Origin of the sequence: Sphingopyxis sp. LC363, assembly GCF_000756385.1 — a bacterium.
GTDB lineage: Bacteria > Pseudomonadota > Alphaproteobacteria > Sphingomonadales > Sphingomonadaceae > Sphingopyxis.
In genome coordinates this window covers 17650-36475 of the sequence record NZ_JNFC01000031.1, presented here as the reverse complement: position 1 = coordinate 36475, position 18826 = coordinate 17650, and the positions used below count along the sequence as shown (strand labels likewise).

The window sequence follows — 18826 nt, the reverse complement described above, 5'->3', positions numbered from 1 at the left end:
CGCCTGCCCGGCCCGACTGCCGACGACTGCGACGGCCCGGACCCAAGTGACTGATTTCATGGACCCGGAGGTGGCAAGTTTGACAAGTTTAGGGCAAAAAACACGCTCCCCACGGCTCGACCCCGACGCCGCTTGCCGATAGGATGCCCGCCTTGGCCCAGGACAGGAGACGGACGATGCGTGGACAGGCATTAGGCGCGGCGATGCTGCTGCTCGCGGCGTGCGGAGAGGCCGATGCCCCCGCGGCGCCCGAAAAATCGGTGCTGGCCGATGGCCCCGCGGCCACAATCGACGACGTCGCCGCCGCCGACCTGCCCCCCGCGGTGCGCGACGCCGTGCTCGCCAAGGTGCCCGGCATGAAGATCGCCGAGGCCGAGCGCAAGGAACGCGACGGCAAGATCTTCTACGACGTCGAGGGGACGCGCCCCGACGGCAGCCCGGTCGAGCTCGACCTGATCGAGGAGGCGGGGGCATTTCGCGTCGTCGAGATGCAGCGCGACATCGCCTGGGCCGACGCCCCCGCACCGGTGCGCGCCGCCGCAGCCGCCCCCGCCGACGCCTTCACCCCCGCGCGCGTCATCGAAAGCACCCAGAATGACGGCACGATCGTCTACGAACTCTTCGCCCCCGGCAAGGCCGACGAGCCCGCCGCCGAGGTGAACTGGAAGGATGGCAAGGCGGTGCTGCGCACCGAGCGGAACGAATATTGATGACCGGCGCGGCTCCCACCGGGCCCGATATAGGCGCGACCTTCTATCACGGCACGCGCGCCGACCTCGCCGTCGGCGACCTGCTCGCCGCGGGCTGGTCCTCCAACTATTCCGACCGCAAGCCGCTGTCGTGGATCTATTTCTCCGCCGCGCTCGAATCGGCGATCTGGGGCTGCGAGCTCGCGGCCGGCGAGGGGCGCGAGCGCATCTATATCGTCGAGCCCACCGGCGACTGGTTCGACGATCCCAATCTCACCGACAAGAAATTCCCCGGCAACCCGACGCGCAGCTACCGCAGCCGGTCGCCGCTGCGCGTCATCGGCGAGGTCGAAAGCTGGACCCCGCACGCGCCCGAAGTGCTCCAGGCGATGAAGGACGGCCTCGCGAAGCTGAAGGCCGAAGGAAGGGACGTGATCATCGACTGAGCCATCCTTCGACCCATATCTTCGTGAGCCCGGAAAACAGAAACGGAGAGAAAACACCCATGCCCTCCCCCGTCCGCACCCTCACCCTCGCCGCGCTGCTCGCGCTTGCGCCCGCCGCCGCTATCGCTGCGCCCGCGACCACCCCCGCGCCGCTCCAACAGCTGCGCATCTACGAAATCCCGCGGACCAACGAAGGCGTCTTCCACGACCGTTTCCGCGATCATGCGCTGCGCATCATGGCACGCCACGGTTTCGCGGTGCGCTCGATCTGGCGTAGCGAGCATGAGGGAAAGGTCGAATTCGTCTATCTGCTCGACTGGCCCGACACCGCCACGATGAAGGCGGCGTGGGCCGCTTTCATGGCCGACGAGGAATGGGCCGCGATCAAGAAGGAAACGGGCGCGCGCCACGGGCGCTTCGTCGACGCGATTTCGGATCGCACGCTCGAACCCGCGCCTTACTCGCCCGACCGAGCGGGCGGAGGCGGCTAGGGAAGGCAAGGCGGAGGCGGCGCGGACGGAACCGGGGCACGCTTTCGCGGGTCTATCCTGCAGAGGGGCCATCCGCATGCCCCGCCCGCTTGGCCCGGCACGCGACAAATGGAGTGAAGCCGATGAACAAGCTCATGATCCTGCCCCTCGCCGCCGCGACCGCGATGCTCGGCGCCTGCGCCTCGACCGGCGGCTACGGCGGCGGCTATGACGATGGCGGTTACGGCTATTACGACCGCAGCTATTACGACCAATACGGCCGCTACGACTGGGACCGCCCCGATCCGCGCCACGACGGCTATTATGCCGATAATTATTACCGCAACGACCGCCGTTACCGCGAGCGGCGCCTGTCGAACAACGACCGCATCTATCGCGGGCGCGACGGCAAATATTATTGCCGCCGCAACGACGGCTCGACCGGGCTGATCGTCGGCGGCGTGATCGGCGGCATCGCGGGCAATGTCATCGCGCCGGGCGATTCGAAGACGCTCGGCACCGTGCTCGGCGCGGTCGGCGGCGCGGTCGCCGGACGCGCGATCGAACGCAGCGGTAACGACGAGGTGCGCTGCCGCTGAGCATCGCGCCGCGACGGTGGCTTGCGAAGGTTCACCGGTGTCATTAGCCTCCGCCCGATGCTGTCGGGAGAGGCCCTATGATCACCGCCGCCAAGCTCGCCGCCGCCGCGCTGCTGCTGATGCTCGGCGCCGCGCAGGCGGCGCCCGACCCGCGCCGCCCGGCACCGACCTTTGACCGCGTGCCGCCCGAACTGCCCGTGCTCACCCGCCCGGCGCTGCTGATCGTCAGCAAGACCAATGGCTATCGCCACGACAGCATCGCGGAAGCCGTGCCCGCGATCGAGGCATTAGCGAAGGCGCGCGGCTGGAGCAGCTTCGCGACCGAAAATGCCGCCGTCTTCAACCCCCGCGACCTCGCCAGATTCGACGTCATCGTCTTCGCCAATGCCAGCGGCGACATCTACACCCCCGACCAACGCGACGCCTTCCGCGCGTGGATCGCCCGCGGCGGCGGTTTCGTTGGCCTCCACAGCGCGGGCGACGGCAGCCACCCCGGCTGGTTCGTGAAGCTGCGCGGCAATGGCCGTTTCACCGGCCATCCGGGCGGCGCCGACCAGTTCCAGGCGGCCGACCTCGCGGTGACCGGCCCTAGCCATCCCGCGACGCGCCACCTGCCCGCGCGCTGGCGCTGGACCGACGAATATTACAGCTGGGACGCCCCGCCCGCCACCGACGCGCACATCCTCGCATCGCTCGACGAAAGCACGCTGCGCCTCGACGCCAGATATCGCATGGGCGCGGGCCACGCGCTGATCTGGTGGCGCTGCGAGGGCCGCGCGCGCATCTTCTATTCGGCGCTCGGGCACAAGGCCGAAGCGTGGAGCGACGCCGCGCATCTCCGAATGATCGACGGCGCGATCGGCTGGGCCGCGCGCGCCGAAGGAACGGGCTGCGACTAAGCCTTTTTGACCCGCGCCGGCTTTTCGAGGTTCGCCTCGACCGCGGCGCGGATCAGCGCCTTGAAGGCCGCTTCGTCGATGCTGTCGCCCTCGAACAGGTCGATCGCGCGCCGCGTATTGCCGTCGAGGCTCGAATTGAACAGTTTCTTCGGATCGGCGAGCGCCGCGCCCTTTGCAAAGGTCAGCTTGACCTTGTCCTTATACGTCTCGCCCGTGCACAGGATGCCCGCATGTTCCCACACCGGCACGCCCGCCGGATTCGAGGGTTTCTGCCACTTCACCGTCTCTTCGACTTGCGCGTCGGCAGCGTGGATCAGCGCGCGCAGCTTCGCCAGCGTGTCGCCGCGCCAGTCACCGAGCCCCGCAATCTTCGCATCGATCAGGTCCGCCGCCATCGCCTCTTCCTCACATCTTCTCGCCGGGCAGCGCCGCGGCCTGTTTCACCCAGCCGGCGAACGCCGCTTCGTCGACCTTGTCGTCCTCATGGATATGGAAATAGCGCGTGTCGCCGCTTTTCGACGCGACCGGCGGCACCGGATCGAGCGACTGGCCGCGAAAGAAGGCGACCTTGATATAGCGGTCGAAGCAATGGATGCTCAGGAACCAGTGGGTCGGCGCGTCGCCCTGCCCCGGCGGACCATAGAAGGGCGAGTTCCATTTGACCGCCTTCGCGACCCCCGGAACCGTCCTTTCAATGAGCTTGTCGAGCCGTGCCCAGGCGGCCGACTTCCACCCCGGCATCGCGGCGATATAGGCCTGCACCGGCGCGTCGCCATAGGCTTTGGCGATCTGCGGATTGCCGCCCGACAGCAGCACGACCTTTTTGTCGCTCATCGCTGGGTTCTTCAGCGTTCGTCGCGATAGAAGGGCCGGTCGCCCGCGATCGTCACCCGCTCCATCCGCCGCACCGCCGGGAAATAGTCGGACGCCGCATAATGCTGCGCGGCGCGATTGTCCCAAAAGACGACCGAGCCCGCGCGCCAGCGGAACCGGCACTGGATTTCGGGAACCGCAGCCTGAGCATAGAGGTGCGCGAGCAGCCACTCGCTCTCCTTTGCCGACAATCCCTCGATATGGCTCGTGAAGGCGGTGTTGACGTAGAGCGCCTGTTCGCCCGTTTCGGGATGGGTGCGCACCACCGGGTGAAGCTGCGGCGGATATTGTTCGTGCAGTTCGTGCGCGCTCTTGCCCAGCCTTTTGGCGAAGACGCGCGCGATGTCGTGCACCGCTGTCAGCGAGCGGCACCAGTCCTGCATCGCGGGCGACAGCCCGCGAAACGCCGCCGCCATGTCGGCGAACAGCGTGTCGCCGCCGACCTCGGGCACCTCGATCGCGCGCAGGATCGACCCCAGCGACGGTTCGGCGCGCCAGGTGACATCCGAATGCCAGAAATTCTCGCGCCCGCGCGAATCGGGCCCGTGCGCGATGTGCAGAACCTCGCGATTCGGCTGATCCTGCGGCGTCGCGGGGTGGATTTCGAGCGGGCCGAAGCGCCGCGCAAAGGCGATATGCTGCTCGGGCGTCATCGACTGGTCGCGAAAGAAGACGACCTTGTACGCGAGCAGCGCGGCGCGGATTTCGGCGATCGTCGCATCATCCTGTTCGCGGCCGAGGTCGATGCCCGAGATTTCGGCGCCGATCGACGGCGTCAGAGGCGCGACCTTCAGCCGCTCGAAAACCCGCTCAGATGTCGCGAGGGTCATGGTTTTGCTCCTGCCGTTCGGTGTCGGAGCATGAGAAAGCCACGGCGGCGGCGAGTCAAGCCGCGGCGACTAGCCGACGATCTCCGCCGTCGCCGCGCGCTCGATCGCGCCGCGCCAGTGCGGCCGCACCGGCAGCAGGAAAATCTCCGACAAAGCGCGCTCGATCTCGTCGGCCGTCAGGTAGCGCCGGTCGGATCGCCCGTCGACGAGCCGCGTCGTCAGCCGGTTGTCGCGCAGCCCGTAACGCGCCTCGGTCGTCGTCCGCGCCGCGATCAATTGATGGCGGAAATGCGATTCGGGATGCGCCGAGGTGTACCAATTGCCAAGCTCGTAATCGATCGCCGGCGGCGCCGCATTCTCGATCCGGTAGAGCGTCCGCCATTGGTCCTCGATCAGCGCCGCGACCTGCCATTCGTCGCCTTGCCGGACGACGCGATAGCTTTCGTGCCGCGTCGGCTGCGCCTCCTCGCGGTCCATCGCCAGCGGCTGCGGCGGCACCGCCGCGCCGAAGCCGACATCGGCGAGCCACGGTCGTCCGTCGATCGCCACGCGCACGACCATATGCGAGCGCGGCGTCGCCGGCGCATCGTCGGGCAGCATCCAGCGCACCCGCCCGATCAGCCCCTCCGCCGCAAAGCCGATCGTCTGCAGGACACGGAGAAACAGGCCGTTCTGCTCGAAGCAATATCCGCCGCGCCGCTGGCCGATCAGCTTCGCGTCGATCGCGTCGGCGCCGATATCGATCCCGGCGCCGGTCAGTGCGTCGATCGCCTCGAAGGGGATGGTGGCGATATGCGCGGCCTGAAGCGCGGCGAGCACCCCCAGCGTGGGCGCGACGGGACCGGTATAGCCGATGCGCGCGAAATAGCGCGGCAGGAACGTGCCGGCCGCGTCGGGGGACGCATCGTCGCCATCGGCCGGGTCGGTGGGGGCAGCGGGGTAGTGCAACATGGACAAGAGCTCCGTTCGCAAATCGTCTGCCCGCTTTATGAAAGCTCAACCGCGGTTGAGATCAAGCGCGAATCCGGTCCGAATGATCAATTCCCTGAAAAACACAGTCCTGTTCGCAACTTGGCCCTTGCGGCAGCGCATATGCCGGCGCACACCATGCCACAATGTTGGCGGCGGCACGTCCGGGGAGGAATATATGCGAGCGATGACGGTCATGTTGCTGCTTGTCGGCATGGGGCCGCCCGCTCTCGCCGCCGAAGCGCCGCAAGGCGACCTCGCCGACCTCACCGCCTTCGCCGACGCCTTCGATGCGGCGCAGATCGCGCAGGATCGCGCCGCGCTCGACCGCATGGTCGCCGACGACCTCGTCTTCATCGACGGCAGCGGCAAGCGCTACGGCAAGGCCTTCTTCATCGATGGCTGGACGGGGCCCGACGACGATTATGATCCGGTGACGCTGAAGGACCGGGTCATCCTGCCCCTCGGCAAGGATGCGGGCCTCGCGAGCGCCGAGACGATCCTGTCGGGCCGCTCGGCGGGCAAGCCCTTCCGCGTCGGCATCCGCTTCACCGATATCTTCCGGCGCCATGGCGACAGCTGGCAGGCGAGCTACATCCATGTCACGCGCATGCCCGTCGAAGGCGATTAGCGGAAGGATTCGACTCCCCCGGCGAGTAAGAACATAATGGGAACATTGATCCGATTCGGAGGAATGGACGATGGACCCGATGTTCCGATACTTCGTTGGCTTTCAGCTTGCCGCCGACCGCGCCGGCTGGCTGGCGCGTCAATTGCCGCCCGTTTCGGGCGATCTGTTCGCGGGGCTGAAGCCGCAAAATTATCACCTTACCCTGTGCACGATCGACGAGACGTCGGTTCCGCATCCCTTCCTGCGGCAACGCGTCGCCAGCGCGTTCGAAGATGGCCTGCCCGCCACCGCTTCGATTCCCTTTGGCCGGATCGTCAGCCGGGATGCCGGCGCCGAACTGGTCACGGTCGGAAGCATCGCCCCCATTCGTCAGCTTTACGACGACCTTGTCGCGCGGCTTGCACCGCACGGTATCGCGCCCTGGTATCGCCAGTCGGGACTCCGCCCGCACATCACGCTCGGCTATGGCAGACATGCGTTCGATCCGGTGCCGGTTGCGTGGAACTGGACCCCGCGCGAGCTCGTCCTGATCGAAAGCCATGTCGGCCACAGCCGCCACCGCGTCCTCCAGCGCTGGCGACTGCCCGCGCCCGCGCAGGGCGTCTTCGACTTCATGGACGACGCGCTGCCGCCGCCGCTTCGCTATGCGGCCTAGCCTTCCAGGCTGTGCTCGAGCGTGATCTCGCAGTCGAGCAGCTTCGACACCGGGCAATTCTTTTCGGCTTCTTCGGCGATCTTCGCGAATTCGTCGGCCGCGATTCCCGGTACCTTGCCGATCAGCGTCAGCGCCGACTTGGTGATCGTGAAGCCGCCGTCCTGCTGTTCGAGCGTCACCGCGGCGCTCGTCTCGAGCGTGTCGCCGCTATAGCCCGCACGTGCGAGCCCGAAGGACAGCGCCATGGTGAAGCAGGCCGCATGCGCCGCGGCGATCAATTCCTCGGGATTGGTCCCGGGCTGCCCCTCGAAGCGCGTCCCGAAACCATAGGGCTGCTTGTCGAGCACCCCCGACTTGGTCGTGATCGATCCCTTGCCCTCCTTGCCGAAACCTTCGTAACGGGCCGATGCGCGATTGACGGTCATGCGATTTCTCCAGGGTTGGATCGGGGCGTTCGATCGAAAGTACGAAACGGAATAGGCGCCCGGGACTCGGGAAGCCTCAGACGGCGAGCAGCTTACGCCTCGTGCCCAGCCGCTTCCACGCCTTTTCGTGAAAGAAGAAGGCGACCGCATTGATGCACGGCTCGATAATCGCGATACCGCCCGCGAGCGCGACCGATCCGGTCATCGCATAGGCGACGCTGAACCCGATCGTCAGATGGATCGAAAGATAGGTGAGGGTCTTGATCAGGTCGGTGGGCATGGCCCGTCTCCAGCAGCGGCGAACCCGGCCAAGTTAAGAATGATTCGCAAAGACTGCCAGTTGGAGCTTTCGTTCAGTCTGATCGATTATCCCGCGCCACGCCCGCGCGGTCGAGTTCGGGCCCGAGCCGCCCGCCGAGCCACATCGCCCACATCTTGAAGTCCGCGGCGAGGCTCCACAGCGGATAGGTGAAGGTCGCGGGACGGTTCTTCTCGACCCCGAAATGCGCGACCCACGCAAAGAAATAGCCCGCGACCGGCAGCGCGACGAGCCAGCCCCAGCGGCCGCTCAGCACCGCCGCAACCGCAATCAACACGACGAGGCTGGTCCCGACATAATGCAGCGCGCGCGTCGATGTCTTGCTGTGCTCACGCAGGTAAAAGGGCCAGAATTCGGCGAAGCTGTTATAGAGGCGCGACATATTGACGAAGATGCTGCGGCCGGCGTGCGACGTCAAGACGACGGTCACAATGCAGAAACGGAGTAGTGCCGGGAGGATTGGTCGCTTCCGGCCGCAGCCGGCCGCCGATCTACAAATAATTGACGGTGAGCGTGAAGGTGCCGCTGTAGTCCCCCGCGGGCTGATTCGCGGGGACGGTGAGCGTGCCGCCGATATAATAGGTCTGCACCCCGCTCGGCAGCAATGTCGCGCCGAGCAAGGCGATGCCGCCGCCGCTCGTGGTTGCGGCGCGGACGAGGCTTGCGGTCATCGGCGGTGCGCCACCGCCGGCGCGCGCGAGCGTGACCGAGGTGCTGCCCGACACGGTGATCAGAAATATGCCGCCGGTGCCCTGGAAGACCGCGCGGCGACCGTCATTGCCGACGAGCGTCGCGCCGCCCGCCGCACTGCGTCCGTTGGTGACGGGGTTGATCGTGACCGTGCCGCCCGCCGGTCCGCTCAGCAGCGTGCCGAAGTCGAGATCGTCGGTTTTGATCAGCGTGTTCGGCCGAACGACCGCCGCATTGGCGGTGCTGCTCATGTCGGCGGCGTGCGCGATCGCGTATGGCGCCGCGCTCGCGGCGGCCGCGGCGATAGTCAGGGCGCGAGCCGCGCCCCGACAGTGGCTGGTCCCTCGAATTCCCACAGATTCTGCTCCTGTCTGGCACAGGTCATGCCGTCGGGACCTTCATTACGGGTGCACGGGGTTGGTAAATCGTCGATTTACCGGTCGCGGCGGGCTATGTGCGCTCTGCGCTCGCGCTGGCTCAACCTTTGTCGGCGACTCCGCCGATCAAAATGAAGCGCCGGTCGCAATAGCCGCAATCGACGAAGCCTTCGTCTGTATCGATTTCGAGCCACACGCGCGGGTGGCCGAGCGCCGCATCGGCGAGGCCGTCGCCGGTGCCGTCGCAGGCGATGCGGGTCTTGGGCGTGCGGATGGTTTCAGGGGCGTTCTGGGTCATCGACCGCGCCCATAGCAAGCAGGCGAAGACTCGGCAATCGGGTCTGCGCACGCGGCGGCAGGGCCATGACGGCACCGGTGCAAGCCCCCGTCTGGGTGCCAGTGGTCCCCCGGTGCCGCCTCCCCCCACGGGAAAGCCTAAAGATAGTTCAAGGTGATCGTGAAGGTGCCGCTGTAATCGCCCGGCGCCTGGTTCGCGCCGACCTCGAGCGTCGCCCCGACCGGGAAGTTGTAATTGCCGAGCGGCGAGGTGATGCGGAAGCGCGTCGGCGACGTCGACAATATCGCGGTCGGCGTGCTGCCGATCTCGAAATTGCGGACGCGCATCCGCGTGCCCGGTCCGGTGAGCCAGATGCTGTTCGATCCCAGCGAGATATTGACCTGGCGATTGAAGCTACCGAGCCCGGCGAAGCGCGCGGGCTCGCCGCCGTCGCCCGCGAGCGTCACGCCGCCGGTGCGGTTCCGCGATCCGTCGGGTTCGATCGTTACGGTCCCCGCGGTGTTCGACGGGATAATGTCGCCGAAGTCGAGGTCATTCACCTTGAAGAAGGACAGCGGCCGAAGCACGATGGCGTCAGCCTCGCCCTGCGCGGCCGCCTGCGCCTGTGCCGGCGAGTTGACGCCGGGCGCGATGAAAAGCGCGAATGCGATGAGACCGCGCTGCACACGCAGCGGGCGAAAGATGTGACTGGTCCCCACGGGCCTCGTTCTAGCCGCGAGTTTCCAATTTAGCGTTAACGCACCGGTCAGCAGAAAATCTATCGGCGATCATGGCTTTCGCGTGGGCTGGCGCGCGGCTATGGAGGCCGCCATGAGTGAAGCCGCCATCCGCATCGACGCCGTCTCCAAACTCTATGCCGGCGGCAAGCAGGCGCTCGACAATGTCAGTTTCGATGTACCGCGTGGCCAGATTTTCGGGCTGCTCGGGCCGAACGGTGCGGGCAAATCGACGCTGATCAACATCCTTGCGGGGCTGGTCAACAAAACGGGTGGCAAAGCGAGCATCTGGGGCTTCGACATCGACGCCGACCCGCGCAACGCCAAATATTCGATCGGCATCGTGCCGCAGGAAATCGTCTTCGATCCTTTCTTCACGCCGTTCGAGACGCTGGAGAATCAGGCGGGGCTGTACGGCGTGGCAAAAGACAGGCGCATTTCCGACCAGTTGCTCGCCGCGGTGCACCTCAGCGACAAGCGCGACGCCTATGCGCGCACCCTGTCGGGCGGCATGAAGCGCCGCCTGCTCGTCGCGAAGGCGATGGTGCATTCGCCGCCGATCATCGTGCTCGACGAACCGACCGCGGGGGTCGATATCGAGCTTCGTCAGCAACTCTGGGAATATGTGCAGAGCCTCAACGATCGCGGCGTGACCGTGGTGCTCACGACGCACTATCTGGAGGAAGCCGAGGAGCTCTGCGACCGCATCGCGATCATCAACCATGGCAAGCTGATCGCGAACAAGCCGACGCGCGAGCTGGTCGACATGGCGCGCGAAAAGATCGTCGTCGTGACCCTCGACCAGGACATCGCCCAGCTGCCGTCGCATCCCGCCTTCGACAAGGTTGAGCGCGAGGGCGAGCGCGGGCTCGCTATCAGCTATAACAAGGACCGGATGAACGCGGGCGAAGTGCTCGCGGCGGTGAACGCGATGGGGCACGGCATCGTCGATGTTTCGACGCGCGAGGCCGACCTTGAGGACGTCTTCCTCAACCTGACGCGCAGCGCGGCCTGAGGCTCAGCGCCGGTAGCGCGCGAAAAAGGCCCACATCGCCTCATTGTCGGCGACCCATTCGTGGCCGCGACCCTGGACGATACGCCCTGCGACGCGCGCGTTGCCGAGGCAGTTCGAATAGATTTGCTCTTCGGCGGTCTCGGACACGGGGACGGTTTCGGGGCCGGTGCTGCAGCGATCGAGTTCGGCCCAGCGCGCGAGCGCGGTCGCCATCGAATATTGCCAATAGCCCGCACCGCCGCCCGCGACCGGGTTGGTCGTGTCGTCGCTGCCCGCAAAGGCATAGACCGGAATCGCCTTCTTCGGCTGACAGGTTGCGGGGTCGGGGCGCTGCGGATCGCCGGGTGAAGGATTGCCGGCGCGAAGCCCGACGACGGGTGCGATCGCCGCGAAGCGATCCGACGCTACGCAGCCGAGCCAGGAGGTCATGCGCCCGCCGCCCGACAGACCCGTCGCGTAGACACGCTCTTCATCGATGCAAGTCTGCGCGGCAAGCCAGTCGATCGCGGCGGTCAGATAGGCGACGTCGTCGGGATCGTCGGCGGTCGGCACCGCACCGGTGACGGTCGGCACGCCGGGGATGTTCCAGACGAAGCCCTTGCCGGCGGGAATGCCGGCGTCGGGCGCCGCGAGCAGGAAGCCGTGATGGTCGGAGGTCGCGGCGAGCCCCGAATGACGTAGCATTTCCTGCCCATTTCCGGTGCTGCCGTGGAGAAGGAAGACGAGCGGCAGATCGCGGATGCGACGCACCCCGGCGGGAATATGAATCAGCATCGAACGCCTGGTGTCCCCGACCGCGACGCGCTGCGTCGTTCCCGGTGCGCCGAGGGTGCAGCCGGGCGCGGCCAGTGCGGGCGTGCCGAAACCGAGAACCGCGATCAGGGCGACGGCGAGGATGCGAAACAGGGACAGGGGGGCTTCTCCTTCGTGGCTTTGCTAGGCGGCGAGGGCGGTTGCGGCAAGGGCGCGCATCGAATTGAACCGCCGCCGCTTTCGCGTATAGGTGCGCGCACCGACGGCCGAGAGGAGCCTGCCTTGTCCACCGAAATACAGCATGACGTCATCATCATCGGCTCGGGCGCCGCGGGGCTGACCGCCGCGATCGCGCTCGCCGATCATTGCCGCGTGCTCGTGCTGGCGAAGGGTGATCTGACCGGCGGATCGACCGCCTGGGCGCAGGGCGGCATCGCGGCGGTGCTCGACGCGGGCGATACGTTCGAGAATCACATCGAGGACACGATGGTCGCCGGAGCGGGCCTGAACCGCCGCGACACGGTCGAGTTCGTGATCGAGAATGCGCCGCACGCGATCGAACGGCTCGTCGAAATGGGCGTCCCCTTCAACAAGCAAGCCGAGGCGCTGCACCTGACGCGCGAGGGTGGGCATTCGCACCGCCGTATCGTCCATGTCGACGACGCGACCGGCTGGGCGGTGCAGGCGGCTTTATTGAAGACCGCCGAAGCGCATCCGAACATCACGCTCCTACCGGGGCAGGCGTGCATCGACCTGATCACCGGCCGCCACGAGGAGCGCTATTCGGGCTCGGGGCGCGTGTGGGGCGTCTATGCGCTCGACGAAAAGAGCGGCAAGGTCCACGCGCATGTCGGCCGCGCGACGATCCTCGCGAGCGGCGGGGCGGGGCGCGTGTACCAGTTCTCCACGGCGCCGCGCGGCGCGACCGGCGACGGCATCGCGATGGCCTGGCGCGCGGGCTGCCGCGTCTCGAACATGGAGATGATGCAGTTCCACCCGACCTGCCTCTACAATCTCGACGTCAAGAATTTCCTGATCACCGAGGCGGTGCGCGGCGAAGGCGGCATATTGAAGCACCCCGTCACGGGGCATCGTTATATGCCCGATTATGACGCGCGTGCCGAACTCGCGCCGCGCGATGTCGTCGCGCGCGCCAACGACGACCAGATCAAGCGCTCGGGGCTCGACTATGTCCATCTCGATATCAGTCATCAGGACCCGGATTTCGTCGCGGGGCATTTCCCGAACATCTATGAAAAGCTGCTGACGCTCGGCATCGACATGACGAAGCAGCCGATCCCCGTCGTGCCCGCGCAGCATTATACGTGCGGCGGCATCCTGATCGACCTCGACGGGCGCACCGACCTTCCCGGGCTCTATGCGGCGGGTGAATGCACCGAGAGCGGTCTGCACGGCGCCAATCGCCTCGCGTCGAACAGCCTCCTCGAATGCTTCGTCTTCGGCGAGGCGGCGGCGAAGGACATCATCGCGCGCTGGGACCAGCTCGAACCGCCGCCCGCGATCCGGCCGTGGGACGAAAGCCGCGTCACCGATTCGGACGAAGAGGTGGTGATCAAGCAGAACTGGACCGAGATCCGCCGCTTCATGTGGAACTACGTCGGCATCGTCCGCACGACCAAAAGGCTCGAACGCGCGCAGCACCGGATCAAGATGCTGGCGGGCGAGGTCGGCGACTATTACGGCCACTTCCGCGTCACGACCGACCTGATCGAGCTCCGCAATCTGCTTCAATGCGCCGAGCTGATCGTGAAGAGCGCGCTCCACCGCAAGGAAAGCCGCGGGCTGCACTATACGCTCGATTATCCCGACATGCTGGCGCAGGCGGTCGATACGGTGCTGGTGCCCTAGCCCCCGATCCCGAGCAGACGGCCCGCCAGAATCAACACGATCGCGCCGATCACCGAGGCAAAGCAGCCCGCGCGGCTGAAATCGCCGCGACCGCGCGAGGTCGCCAGCCCCGCGAGCAACGAACCGCCGATGCCGAGCAGGATCGTCGCGATCCACCCCATCTCGACCGCGCCGGGATAGAAGAAGCGCGCGAGCGCGCCGATGATGAGGCCCGAGATGATCGCGCCGATGATATTGATCATACGTTGAACCCTTCATTGAGGAACCGCTCGGCGAGCGCCGCGTGCAATGCCGCGCCACGCGCCATCACGCTTTCGTCAAGTACCATATGGTTCGAATGCAGCCCGCAGCATTGGCGCCAGTCGCTGCCCGCTTCGCTCGCGCCGAGCCAGAACATCGCGCCGGGGACTTTTTCGAGCACATAGGAGAAATCCTCGGCGCCCATCACCGGATTTTCCATCGTCAGCCACGCCTGCTCGCCGAAGGTGTCCTCGACGACCGCTTGGCCGAAGCCGACCGCGCGCGCGTCGCAGATGGTCACGGGGAAGCCCTCCTCGATATGTACCTCGGCGGTGCAGCCGTGCGCTTCGGCGATCGCGGGGGCGAGGCGCTTCAACTCGCGCGCGACCATCGCGCGCCTTTCCGGCGACAGGGTGCGGATCGTGCCGAGCATTTCGGCCGTCTCGGGAATGATATTGTTCGTCGTCCCCGCCGCGATCTTCGCGATAGTGACGACCGCGGGGTCGAAGACCGAGATGCGGCGCGTGACCATCGTCTGGATCGCGGTGACGATCGAACAGGCGACGGGGATCGGGTCGATCGCGTCCTGCGGCATCGACGCGTGCCCGCCCGCGCCCTTGACCGTAATCGAAAGCACGTCCGACGAGGCCAGCAGCGGCCCCGCGCGCCCCGCGAAGATGCCGTGCGGCGCGTTGGGCATGATGTGGAGTGCGAAGGCTGCGTCGGGCAGCGGATCGATGATCCCGTCCTCGAGCATGAAGCGCGCACCATGATGGCCCTCCTCGCCCGGCTGGAACATGAATATCACCGTGCCCGGCAACCGGTCGCGCGCCGCGCAGAGCAGCTTCGCCGCGCCGACGAGCATCGCGACATGCGTGTCGTGCCCGCACGCGTGCATCGCGCCGCTGATCTCCGACGAGAAATCGAGCCCGGTCTCCTCGAGCAAAGGCAGCGCATCCATGTCGCCGCGCAGCAGCACGGTGCGTCCGTTCGCCGGGCCGCGAAGGATCGCGATCAACCCGGTCGTCGAAGGCCCTTCGCGGAATTCGAGTGGCAGCCCCGCGAGCGCGTCCTTGATCTTGGCGAGCGTCTTCGGGTTCTGCAGCCCGAGTTCGGGTTCGCGATGGATCGCGCGGCGGAGGTCGACGAGATCGCCCAAGAGGGTTTCGGCCTCGGCGGGCCAGCTGTGAGACAGTTCCATCCAGCGAATGTGCCGCGAAGCCATCGTCATGTCGAGGGACCTCGGACAGGCCTGGACGGAGACCCATCGTGTCGGGCGTCCGAACGTCCCACATCAGCCCGAACCGCTCGCAGAGCCGGATGAAGGTATAGCCCCAATCGCTCTGGCCGGGGTGCAGGCCGATGCGCGCCGAGCCCGGATGGGCGTGGTGGTTATTGTGCCACGCCTCGCCCATCGTCGGGATCGCGGCCCATGGCACGTCGAACGCCTGCACGCCGTGCGCATCGATGGTCCAGTGCTGCGGCCCGCGATTGTGCGCGAGGTGGCCGACGAGCCAGTGCCCGTGGTTCGCGACCGCAATGCGCGCGGCGACGCCCCAGACGGCCCAGCCCCAACCGCCGATCGCGAAGAATAGGAGCGCGACGGGCAGTTGCTGCCAGCGCCATGTCGCCTCAAGCCAGCGATGGAAGGGGTCGTGGTCGAGTTCGGCGAAATCGAAGCGTGGCGGACGGTCGAGGTCGAGGCGGCAATAAATCTGCCACCATGCGTCGCGGAGCATCCCCGTGCCGTGGCGCAGGAAGGGATGGCAGTCGACCTGCCGCTGCGCCCAATCGCGCGTATCGTGCGCGCGAATGATGCCATATGGCCCGGCCATGCCGACGAAAGCGCCGAACCAGACGAGCGTGCGGGTGAGCCAGCGCGGCGCCTTGAAGGCGCCGTGGATCATCATCCGGTGATAGCCGACGCTATGCCCAAGCAGCAGCGCCGCGCCGGTCGTGACGAAAAAGAGGGTGATAGCGCCCGGCGTCAGGAAGGATGGACCGGCGGCTAGGGCGATCACGGCCATCCCGCCATTCCAGACAATGCTCGGCATGTCGGCACGGACTTGCCCCGTAACGGGATCGGGGCCGTCTTCGTCGATCAGGAAATTGACGGCATGGGGATCATCGCTGCGCATCACTCGACTCCTGCAATGAAATAAGAAATTACTTAAATATCTAATTCCTTGTCAAGAGGCGCAAGGGCGCCCATTTAGGGACCTATGGAACGGGTCTTTCAGGCATTGGCGTCGACGCCGCGACGGCGGATTCTCGCCTATCTTGCGCATGCGGAGCTCAGCGCGGGCGACATTGCGGCGCGATTCGAGATGAGCAAGCCCGCCGTCTCGCAGCATCTGTCGGTGCTCGAAAATGCCGGGCTGATTGCGAGCGAGAAGCGCGGGCAATTCGTCTTCTATCGCCTGATCCCCGACGCGCTGACCAACGTGCTCAACGGCTATGTGCAGGAAGTCTGCCCGGTGTCGCGCCCGCTCAAGGCCGAATCGCGCGCGCTGGCCGAGAAGCGGCGCGATGAGGGTTAGCGCGTTCCTCCAAACAATTGCCGTCCCGCGAGGTCGAGCATGATTTCCTCGCTGCCGCCGCCAATCGCATTGACGCGCACCTCGCGGTAGATGCGTTCGACCTTGCTGCCAGTGATATAGCTCGCACCGCCGAGTATCTGTGCGGCCTCGCGCGCGACGGCCTCGAGCATGCGCGTCGCCTGCACCTTGAGCATTGCGAAGTCGGCGGGGCGGTCCTTGCCGTTTTTGACCTGCCAGGCGCAAAGGTCGACCCACGCCTGCGTCGCCTCGATCTGGCGTTCCATGTCGGCGAGCTTGATGCGGATCGACTGATGGCCGACGAGAGGCTTGCCGAAGGTCTCGCGGTTCTGCGCCCATTCGGCCGCCTCGGCCATCGCGACGCGGGCGTATGCGCAGCAGCCCATCGCCATGCCGAGCCGCTCGCTGTTGAAGTTGCGCATGATGCCGATGAAGCCGGCATTCTCCTGGCCGATCAGATTCGCGGCGGGGACGCGAACGTCGCTGAAATGGATCGCGGCGGTGTCGCTGCAGCGCCAGCCCATCTTGTCGAGCCGCGTGCGCTCGACGCCGGGCGCGTCCATGTCGATCAGCAGCAACGAGATGCCTGCCGCGCCCGGCCCGCCGGTGCGCACCGCGCAGGTCAGCCAGTCGGCGCGCATGCCGCTGGTGATGAACATCTTGCCGCCGTTGACGATATAGCTGTCGCCGTCCTGCACCGCGGTGGTCTTGAGGTTCGCGACGTCGCTGCCGCCACCCGCCTCGGTGATGCCGAGCGCGATGATCTTTTCGCCCGCGAGCACGGGCGGCGCGACGCGCTGTTTCAGCTCGTCCGAGCCGAGCGCGAGGATCGGGGGCAGCCCGATACCGTGCGTCATCAGCGACGCGCTTAAACCCCCCGCGCCGACCGCGGCGAGTTCTTCGGTGAGGACGAGGCCGTGGAAATTGTCGAAGCCTTCCGAATGGCCGCCATATTGCTCGGGATAGCGCAGGCCAAGGATGCCCGCGTCGGACGCTTTTTTGTGGAGTTCGCGCGGCAATTCGCCTTCGGCCTCCCAGCGGTCGATATGCGGCGCGATCTCGCGCGCGACGAAACGGCGGACGCTCTGCGCCAGCGCTTCGTGGGTTTCGTCATAATAGGGCGAGCGCGCGCGCCAGTCGTCGAAGGCTGTCATGGTGCGATGCTGGGCCGGGTTGACGGGCACGTCAAGTAGGAGGCGTCAAGCGAGGCTTGCGCCGCGACGACAACGACTTAAGGTCGCGCGCCATGAACAAGCCCACCCTGCTCGCCGGCCTCGCCGCTCTCGCCCTGATCTCCACCCCCGCCATGGCGCAAAAGTCCCCCGAGGCGGCTGCCGAAGCCGCGCTCAAGAAAGCACCGGTGTTCGACGGGCATAATGACGTGCCGTGGGAGCTGCGGGGCAGTGTCGGCAATGTGATCAACGATTTCGATTTTCGTGACACCACCAAGCCCAAGCCCGACGGCAGCGTGATGCACACCGATATCCAGCGCCTGCGCAAGGGGCATGTCGGGGCGCAATTCTGGTCGGTCTATGTGCCCAGCAACACGAACGAGCAGCAGGCGGTGCAGCAGACGATCGAGCAGATCGACGTCGCGAAGCGGCTGATCGCGCGCTACCCGAACGACCTCGGCTTCGCGTCGACCTCGACCGAACTCGAACAGCAGATGAAGGCGGGCAAGGTGGCGGGCATGCTCGGCGCCGAAGGCGGTCAGTCGATCGGCTCGTCGCTCGCTGTGCTGCGCGAGCTTTATGGCATGGGCGTGCGCTACATGACGCTGACCCATGGCAAAACGACGCCGTGGGCCGACAGTGCGACCGATGCGCCGCAGCATGACGGGCTCACCGATTTCGGCAAACAGGTCGTTCGCGAAATGAACCGGATCGGAATGATCGTCGATCTGAGTCACGTCAGCGAAGCGACTATGAAGGACGCGCTGGAGGCGTCGAAGGCGCCGGTGATGTTCAGCCACTCGGGGGTGCGCGCGGTCAACGACCATCCGCGCAACGTGCCCGACAGCGTGCTGCCCGCGGTCAAGGCGAACGGCGGTGTCGTGATGGTCGTGCTCTACGCAGCGTTCCTCGATCCCAAGCTGCGCGCGCACGGCCTGTCGCGCACGGCGGAAAAGGCGCGGCTCGACGCGCTGTACGTAGGCAATCCCGATGCTGTCGCCCCGGCGCTGAAAGCGTGGGACGCCGCGAACCCGGCGCCGCAGGTGCCGATCGGGATCGCGGCGGACCATATCGATCATCTCAAGAAGACGATCGGTGTCGATCATATCGGGATCGGCGGCGACTATGACGGCATGGACGCGACCCCGGTCGGGCTGGAGGATGTCACAGGCTATCCGCGGCTGTTCGCCGAACTCGCGCGGCGTGGTTATACGCAGGCCGAACTCGAGAAGATTTCGAGCGGCAATATGCTGCGCGTGCTGAAGGCGGTCGAGGCCTATGCGGCGAGCCAGAAAGGCCAGCCGCCAATCGAGACGCCGGTCGCGAAATAGGG

The 18826-nt window shown here is 66.4% G+C and carries 26 protein-coding genes; 12 read left to right on the top strand and 14 right to left on the bottom strand.

From position 1 onward, the window contains the following. The first annotated feature begins 176 nt into the window (after positions 1 to 176). The 5 genes from FG95_RS12550 (at position 177) to FG95_RS12530 (ending at position 3103) form a co-directional block, all read left to right on the top strand. A complete protein-coding gene (locus tag FG95_RS12550; protein ID WP_200880196.1) occupies positions 177 to 710 on the top strand; it encodes a hypothetical protein in 534 nt (177 codons plus the stop codon). Further along, positions 710 to 1135 (top strand): NAD(+)--rifampin ADP-ribosyltransferase, encoded by a 426-nt coding sequence (gene arr / locus FG95_RS12545; protein ID WP_052182338.1) that lies wholly within the window; start codon positions 710 to 712, stop codon positions 1133 to 1135. Before FG95_RS12550 ends, arr begins: the two co-directional genes overlap by 1 nt. Positions 1136 to 1194: 59 nt before the next feature. Further along, positions 1195 to 1626, top strand: a complete 432-nt coding sequence (locus tag FG95_RS12540; protein WP_037556301.1) for an NIPSNAP family protein — start codon at positions 1195 to 1197, stop codon at positions 1624 to 1626. Positions 1627 to 1748: 122 nt separating this feature from the next. Then, positions 1749 to 2204, top strand: coding sequence for a glycine zipper 2TM domain-containing protein (locus FG95_RS12535; RefSeq protein WP_037556300.1), 456 nt, complete (start codon positions 1749 to 1751; stop codon positions 2202 to 2204). Between the two features lie 77 nt (positions 2205 to 2281). Beyond that, complete coding sequence (locus FG95_RS12530; RefSeq protein WP_037556299.1) at positions 2282 to 3103, top strand: ThuA domain-containing protein; 822 nt, start codon at positions 2282 to 2284, stop codon at positions 3101 to 3103. On the opposite strand, the gene FG95_RS12525 is transcribed toward FG95_RS12530, so the two are convergent. The 4 genes from FG95_RS12525 to FG95_RS12510 all read right to left on the bottom strand — a co-directional run bounded on the left by FG95_RS12525 (position 3100) and on the right by FG95_RS12510 (position 5757). Further along, a complete protein-coding gene (locus FG95_RS12525) occupies positions 3100 to 3498 on the bottom strand; it encodes a DUF1801 domain-containing protein (RefSeq protein WP_037556298.1) in 399 nt (132 codons plus the stop codon). The two genes, FG95_RS12530 and FG95_RS12525, sit on opposite strands and share 4 nt — an antisense overlap. Before the next feature lie 10 nt (positions 3499 to 3508). Beyond that, a complete protein-coding gene (locus FG95_RS12520) occupies positions 3509 to 3937 on the bottom strand; it encodes a DUF1801 domain-containing protein (protein WP_037556297.1) in 429 nt (142 codons plus the stop codon). An 11-nt stretch (positions 3938 to 3948) separates the two neighbouring features. Next, entirely contained in the window at positions 3949 to 4806 is an 858-nt protein-coding gene (locus tag FG95_RS12515) for a TauD/TfdA dioxygenase family protein (protein WP_037556296.1), read from the bottom strand. Between the two features lie 69 nt (positions 4807 to 4875). Next, a complete protein-coding gene (locus FG95_RS12510; protein ID WP_081933136.1) occupies positions 4876 to 5757 on the bottom strand; it encodes an arylamine N-acetyltransferase family protein in 882 nt (293 codons plus the stop codon). Between the two features lie 196 nt (positions 5758 to 5953). On the opposite strand from FG95_RS12510, the gene FG95_RS12505 reads away from it, so the two are divergent. Both FG95_RS12505 and FG95_RS12500 read left to right on the top strand, forming a co-directional pair. After that, the gene (locus FG95_RS12505; RefSeq protein WP_161786554.1) at positions 5954 to 6406 is read left to right on the top strand and encodes a nuclear transport factor 2 family protein; all 453 of its coding nucleotides are present in this window, start codon (positions 5954 to 5956) and stop codon (positions 6404 to 6406) included. 70 nt (positions 6407 to 6476) lie between these two features. Next, the gene (locus FG95_RS12500) at positions 6477 to 7061 is read left to right on the top strand and encodes a 2'-5' RNA ligase family protein (protein WP_037556294.1); all 585 of its coding nucleotides are present in this window, start codon (positions 6477 to 6479) and stop codon (positions 7059 to 7061) included. On the opposite strand, the gene FG95_RS12495 is transcribed toward FG95_RS12500, so the two are convergent. The 6 genes from FG95_RS12495 to FG95_RS12470 form a co-directional block, all read right to left on the bottom strand. After that, positions 7058 to 7486 (bottom strand): OsmC family protein, encoded by a 429-nt coding sequence (locus FG95_RS12495; protein WP_037556293.1) that lies wholly within the window; start codon positions 7484 to 7486, stop codon positions 7058 to 7060. The two genes, FG95_RS12500 and FG95_RS12495, sit on opposite strands and share 4 nt — an antisense overlap. Positions 7487 to 7562: 76 nt before the next feature. Further along, positions 7563 to 7766 (bottom strand): DUF2061 domain-containing protein, encoded by a 204-nt coding sequence (locus tag FG95_RS12490; protein WP_037556292.1) that lies wholly within the window; start codon positions 7764 to 7766, stop codon positions 7563 to 7565. Positions 7767 to 7839: 73 nt separating this feature from the next. After that, positions 7840 to 8187 carry a DUF962 domain-containing protein gene (locus tag FG95_RS12485; RefSeq protein ID WP_037556312.1) on the bottom strand — a complete coding sequence of 116 codons (348 nt, stop codon included), beginning with the start codon at positions 8185 to 8187 and terminating at the stop codon, positions 7840 to 7842. Positions 8188 to 8296: 109 nt separating this feature from the next. Continuing rightward, a complete protein-coding gene (locus FG95_RS12480; protein ID WP_052182337.1) occupies positions 8297 to 8746 on the bottom strand; it encodes a DUF4402 domain-containing protein in 450 nt (149 codons plus the stop codon). 226 nt (positions 8747 to 8972) lie between these two features. Beyond that, complete coding sequence (locus FG95_RS12475; RefSeq protein WP_037556291.1) at positions 8973 to 9170, bottom strand: zinc-finger domain-containing protein; 198 nt, start codon at positions 9168 to 9170, stop codon at positions 8973 to 8975. Positions 9171 to 9307: 137 nt separating this feature from the next. Then, entirely contained in the window at positions 9308 to 9868 is a 561-nt protein-coding gene (locus FG95_RS12470; protein ID WP_037556290.1) for a DUF4402 domain-containing protein, read from the bottom strand. A gap of 112 nt (positions 9869 to 9980) precedes the next feature. Between FG95_RS12470 and FG95_RS12465 the strand changes: the two genes are divergently transcribed. Further along, positions 9981 to 10901 (top strand): ABC transporter ATP-binding protein, encoded by a 921-nt coding sequence (locus tag FG95_RS12465; RefSeq protein ID WP_037556310.1) that lies wholly within the window; start codon positions 9981 to 9983, stop codon positions 10899 to 10901. Positions 10902 to 10904: 3 nt separating this feature from the next. On the opposite strand, the gene FG95_RS12460 is transcribed toward FG95_RS12465, so the two are convergent. Beyond that, positions 10905 to 11675, bottom strand: coding sequence for an alpha/beta hydrolase family esterase (locus FG95_RS12460; RefSeq protein WP_152567642.1), 771 nt, complete (start codon positions 11673 to 11675; stop codon positions 10905 to 10907). Positions 11676 to 11936: 261 nt separating this feature from the next. On the opposite strand from FG95_RS12460, the gene nadB reads away from it, so the two are divergent. Further along, positions 11937 to 13523, top strand: coding sequence for an L-aspartate oxidase (nadB, locus tag FG95_RS12455; RefSeq protein WP_037556309.1), 1587 nt, complete (start codon positions 11937 to 11939; stop codon positions 13521 to 13523). Here the strand turns inward: nadB and FG95_RS12450 are convergent. Together FG95_RS12450 and FG95_RS12445 are read right to left on the bottom strand one after the other, a co-directional pair. Next, on the bottom strand, positions 13520 to 13765 hold the full coding sequence (locus FG95_RS12450) for a GlsB/YeaQ/YmgE family stress response membrane protein (protein ID WP_037556288.1): 246 nt from the start codon (positions 13763 to 13765) through the stop codon (positions 13520 to 13522). The genes nadB and FG95_RS12450 overlap by 4 nt on opposite strands. Beyond that, positions 13762 to 14964 (bottom strand): M20 metallopeptidase family protein, encoded by a 1203-nt coding sequence (locus FG95_RS12445; protein ID WP_037556287.1) that lies wholly within the window; start codon positions 14962 to 14964, stop codon positions 13762 to 13764. Before FG95_RS12445 ends, FG95_RS12450 begins: the two co-directional genes overlap by 4 nt. A 454-nt stretch (positions 14965 to 15418) precedes the next feature. Between FG95_RS12445 and FG95_RS20780 the strand changes: the two genes are divergently transcribed. Continuing rightward, a complete protein-coding gene (locus FG95_RS20780; protein ID WP_161786553.1) occupies positions 15419 to 15775 on the top strand; it encodes a hypothetical protein in 357 nt (118 codons plus the stop codon). Positions 15776 to 15985: 210 nt separating this feature from the next. Next, on the top strand, positions 15986 to 16303 hold the full coding sequence (locus FG95_RS12435; RefSeq protein ID WP_037556285.1) for a metalloregulator ArsR/SmtB family transcription factor: 318 nt from the start codon (positions 15986 to 15988) through the stop codon (positions 16301 to 16303). Here the strand turns inward: FG95_RS12435 and FG95_RS12430 are convergent. Continuing rightward, a complete protein-coding gene (locus FG95_RS12430; protein WP_037556308.1) occupies positions 16300 to 17475 on the bottom strand; it encodes an acyl-CoA dehydrogenase family protein in 1176 nt (391 codons plus the stop codon). The two genes, FG95_RS12435 and FG95_RS12430, sit on opposite strands and share 4 nt — an antisense overlap. Positions 17476 to 17567: 92 nt before the next feature. On the opposite strand from FG95_RS12430, the gene FG95_RS12425 reads away from it, so the two are divergent. Continuing rightward, entirely contained in the window at positions 17568 to 18824 is a 1257-nt protein-coding gene (locus tag FG95_RS12425; protein WP_037556284.1) for a dipeptidase, read from the top strand. Positions 18825 to 18826: the final 2 nt, after the last annotated feature.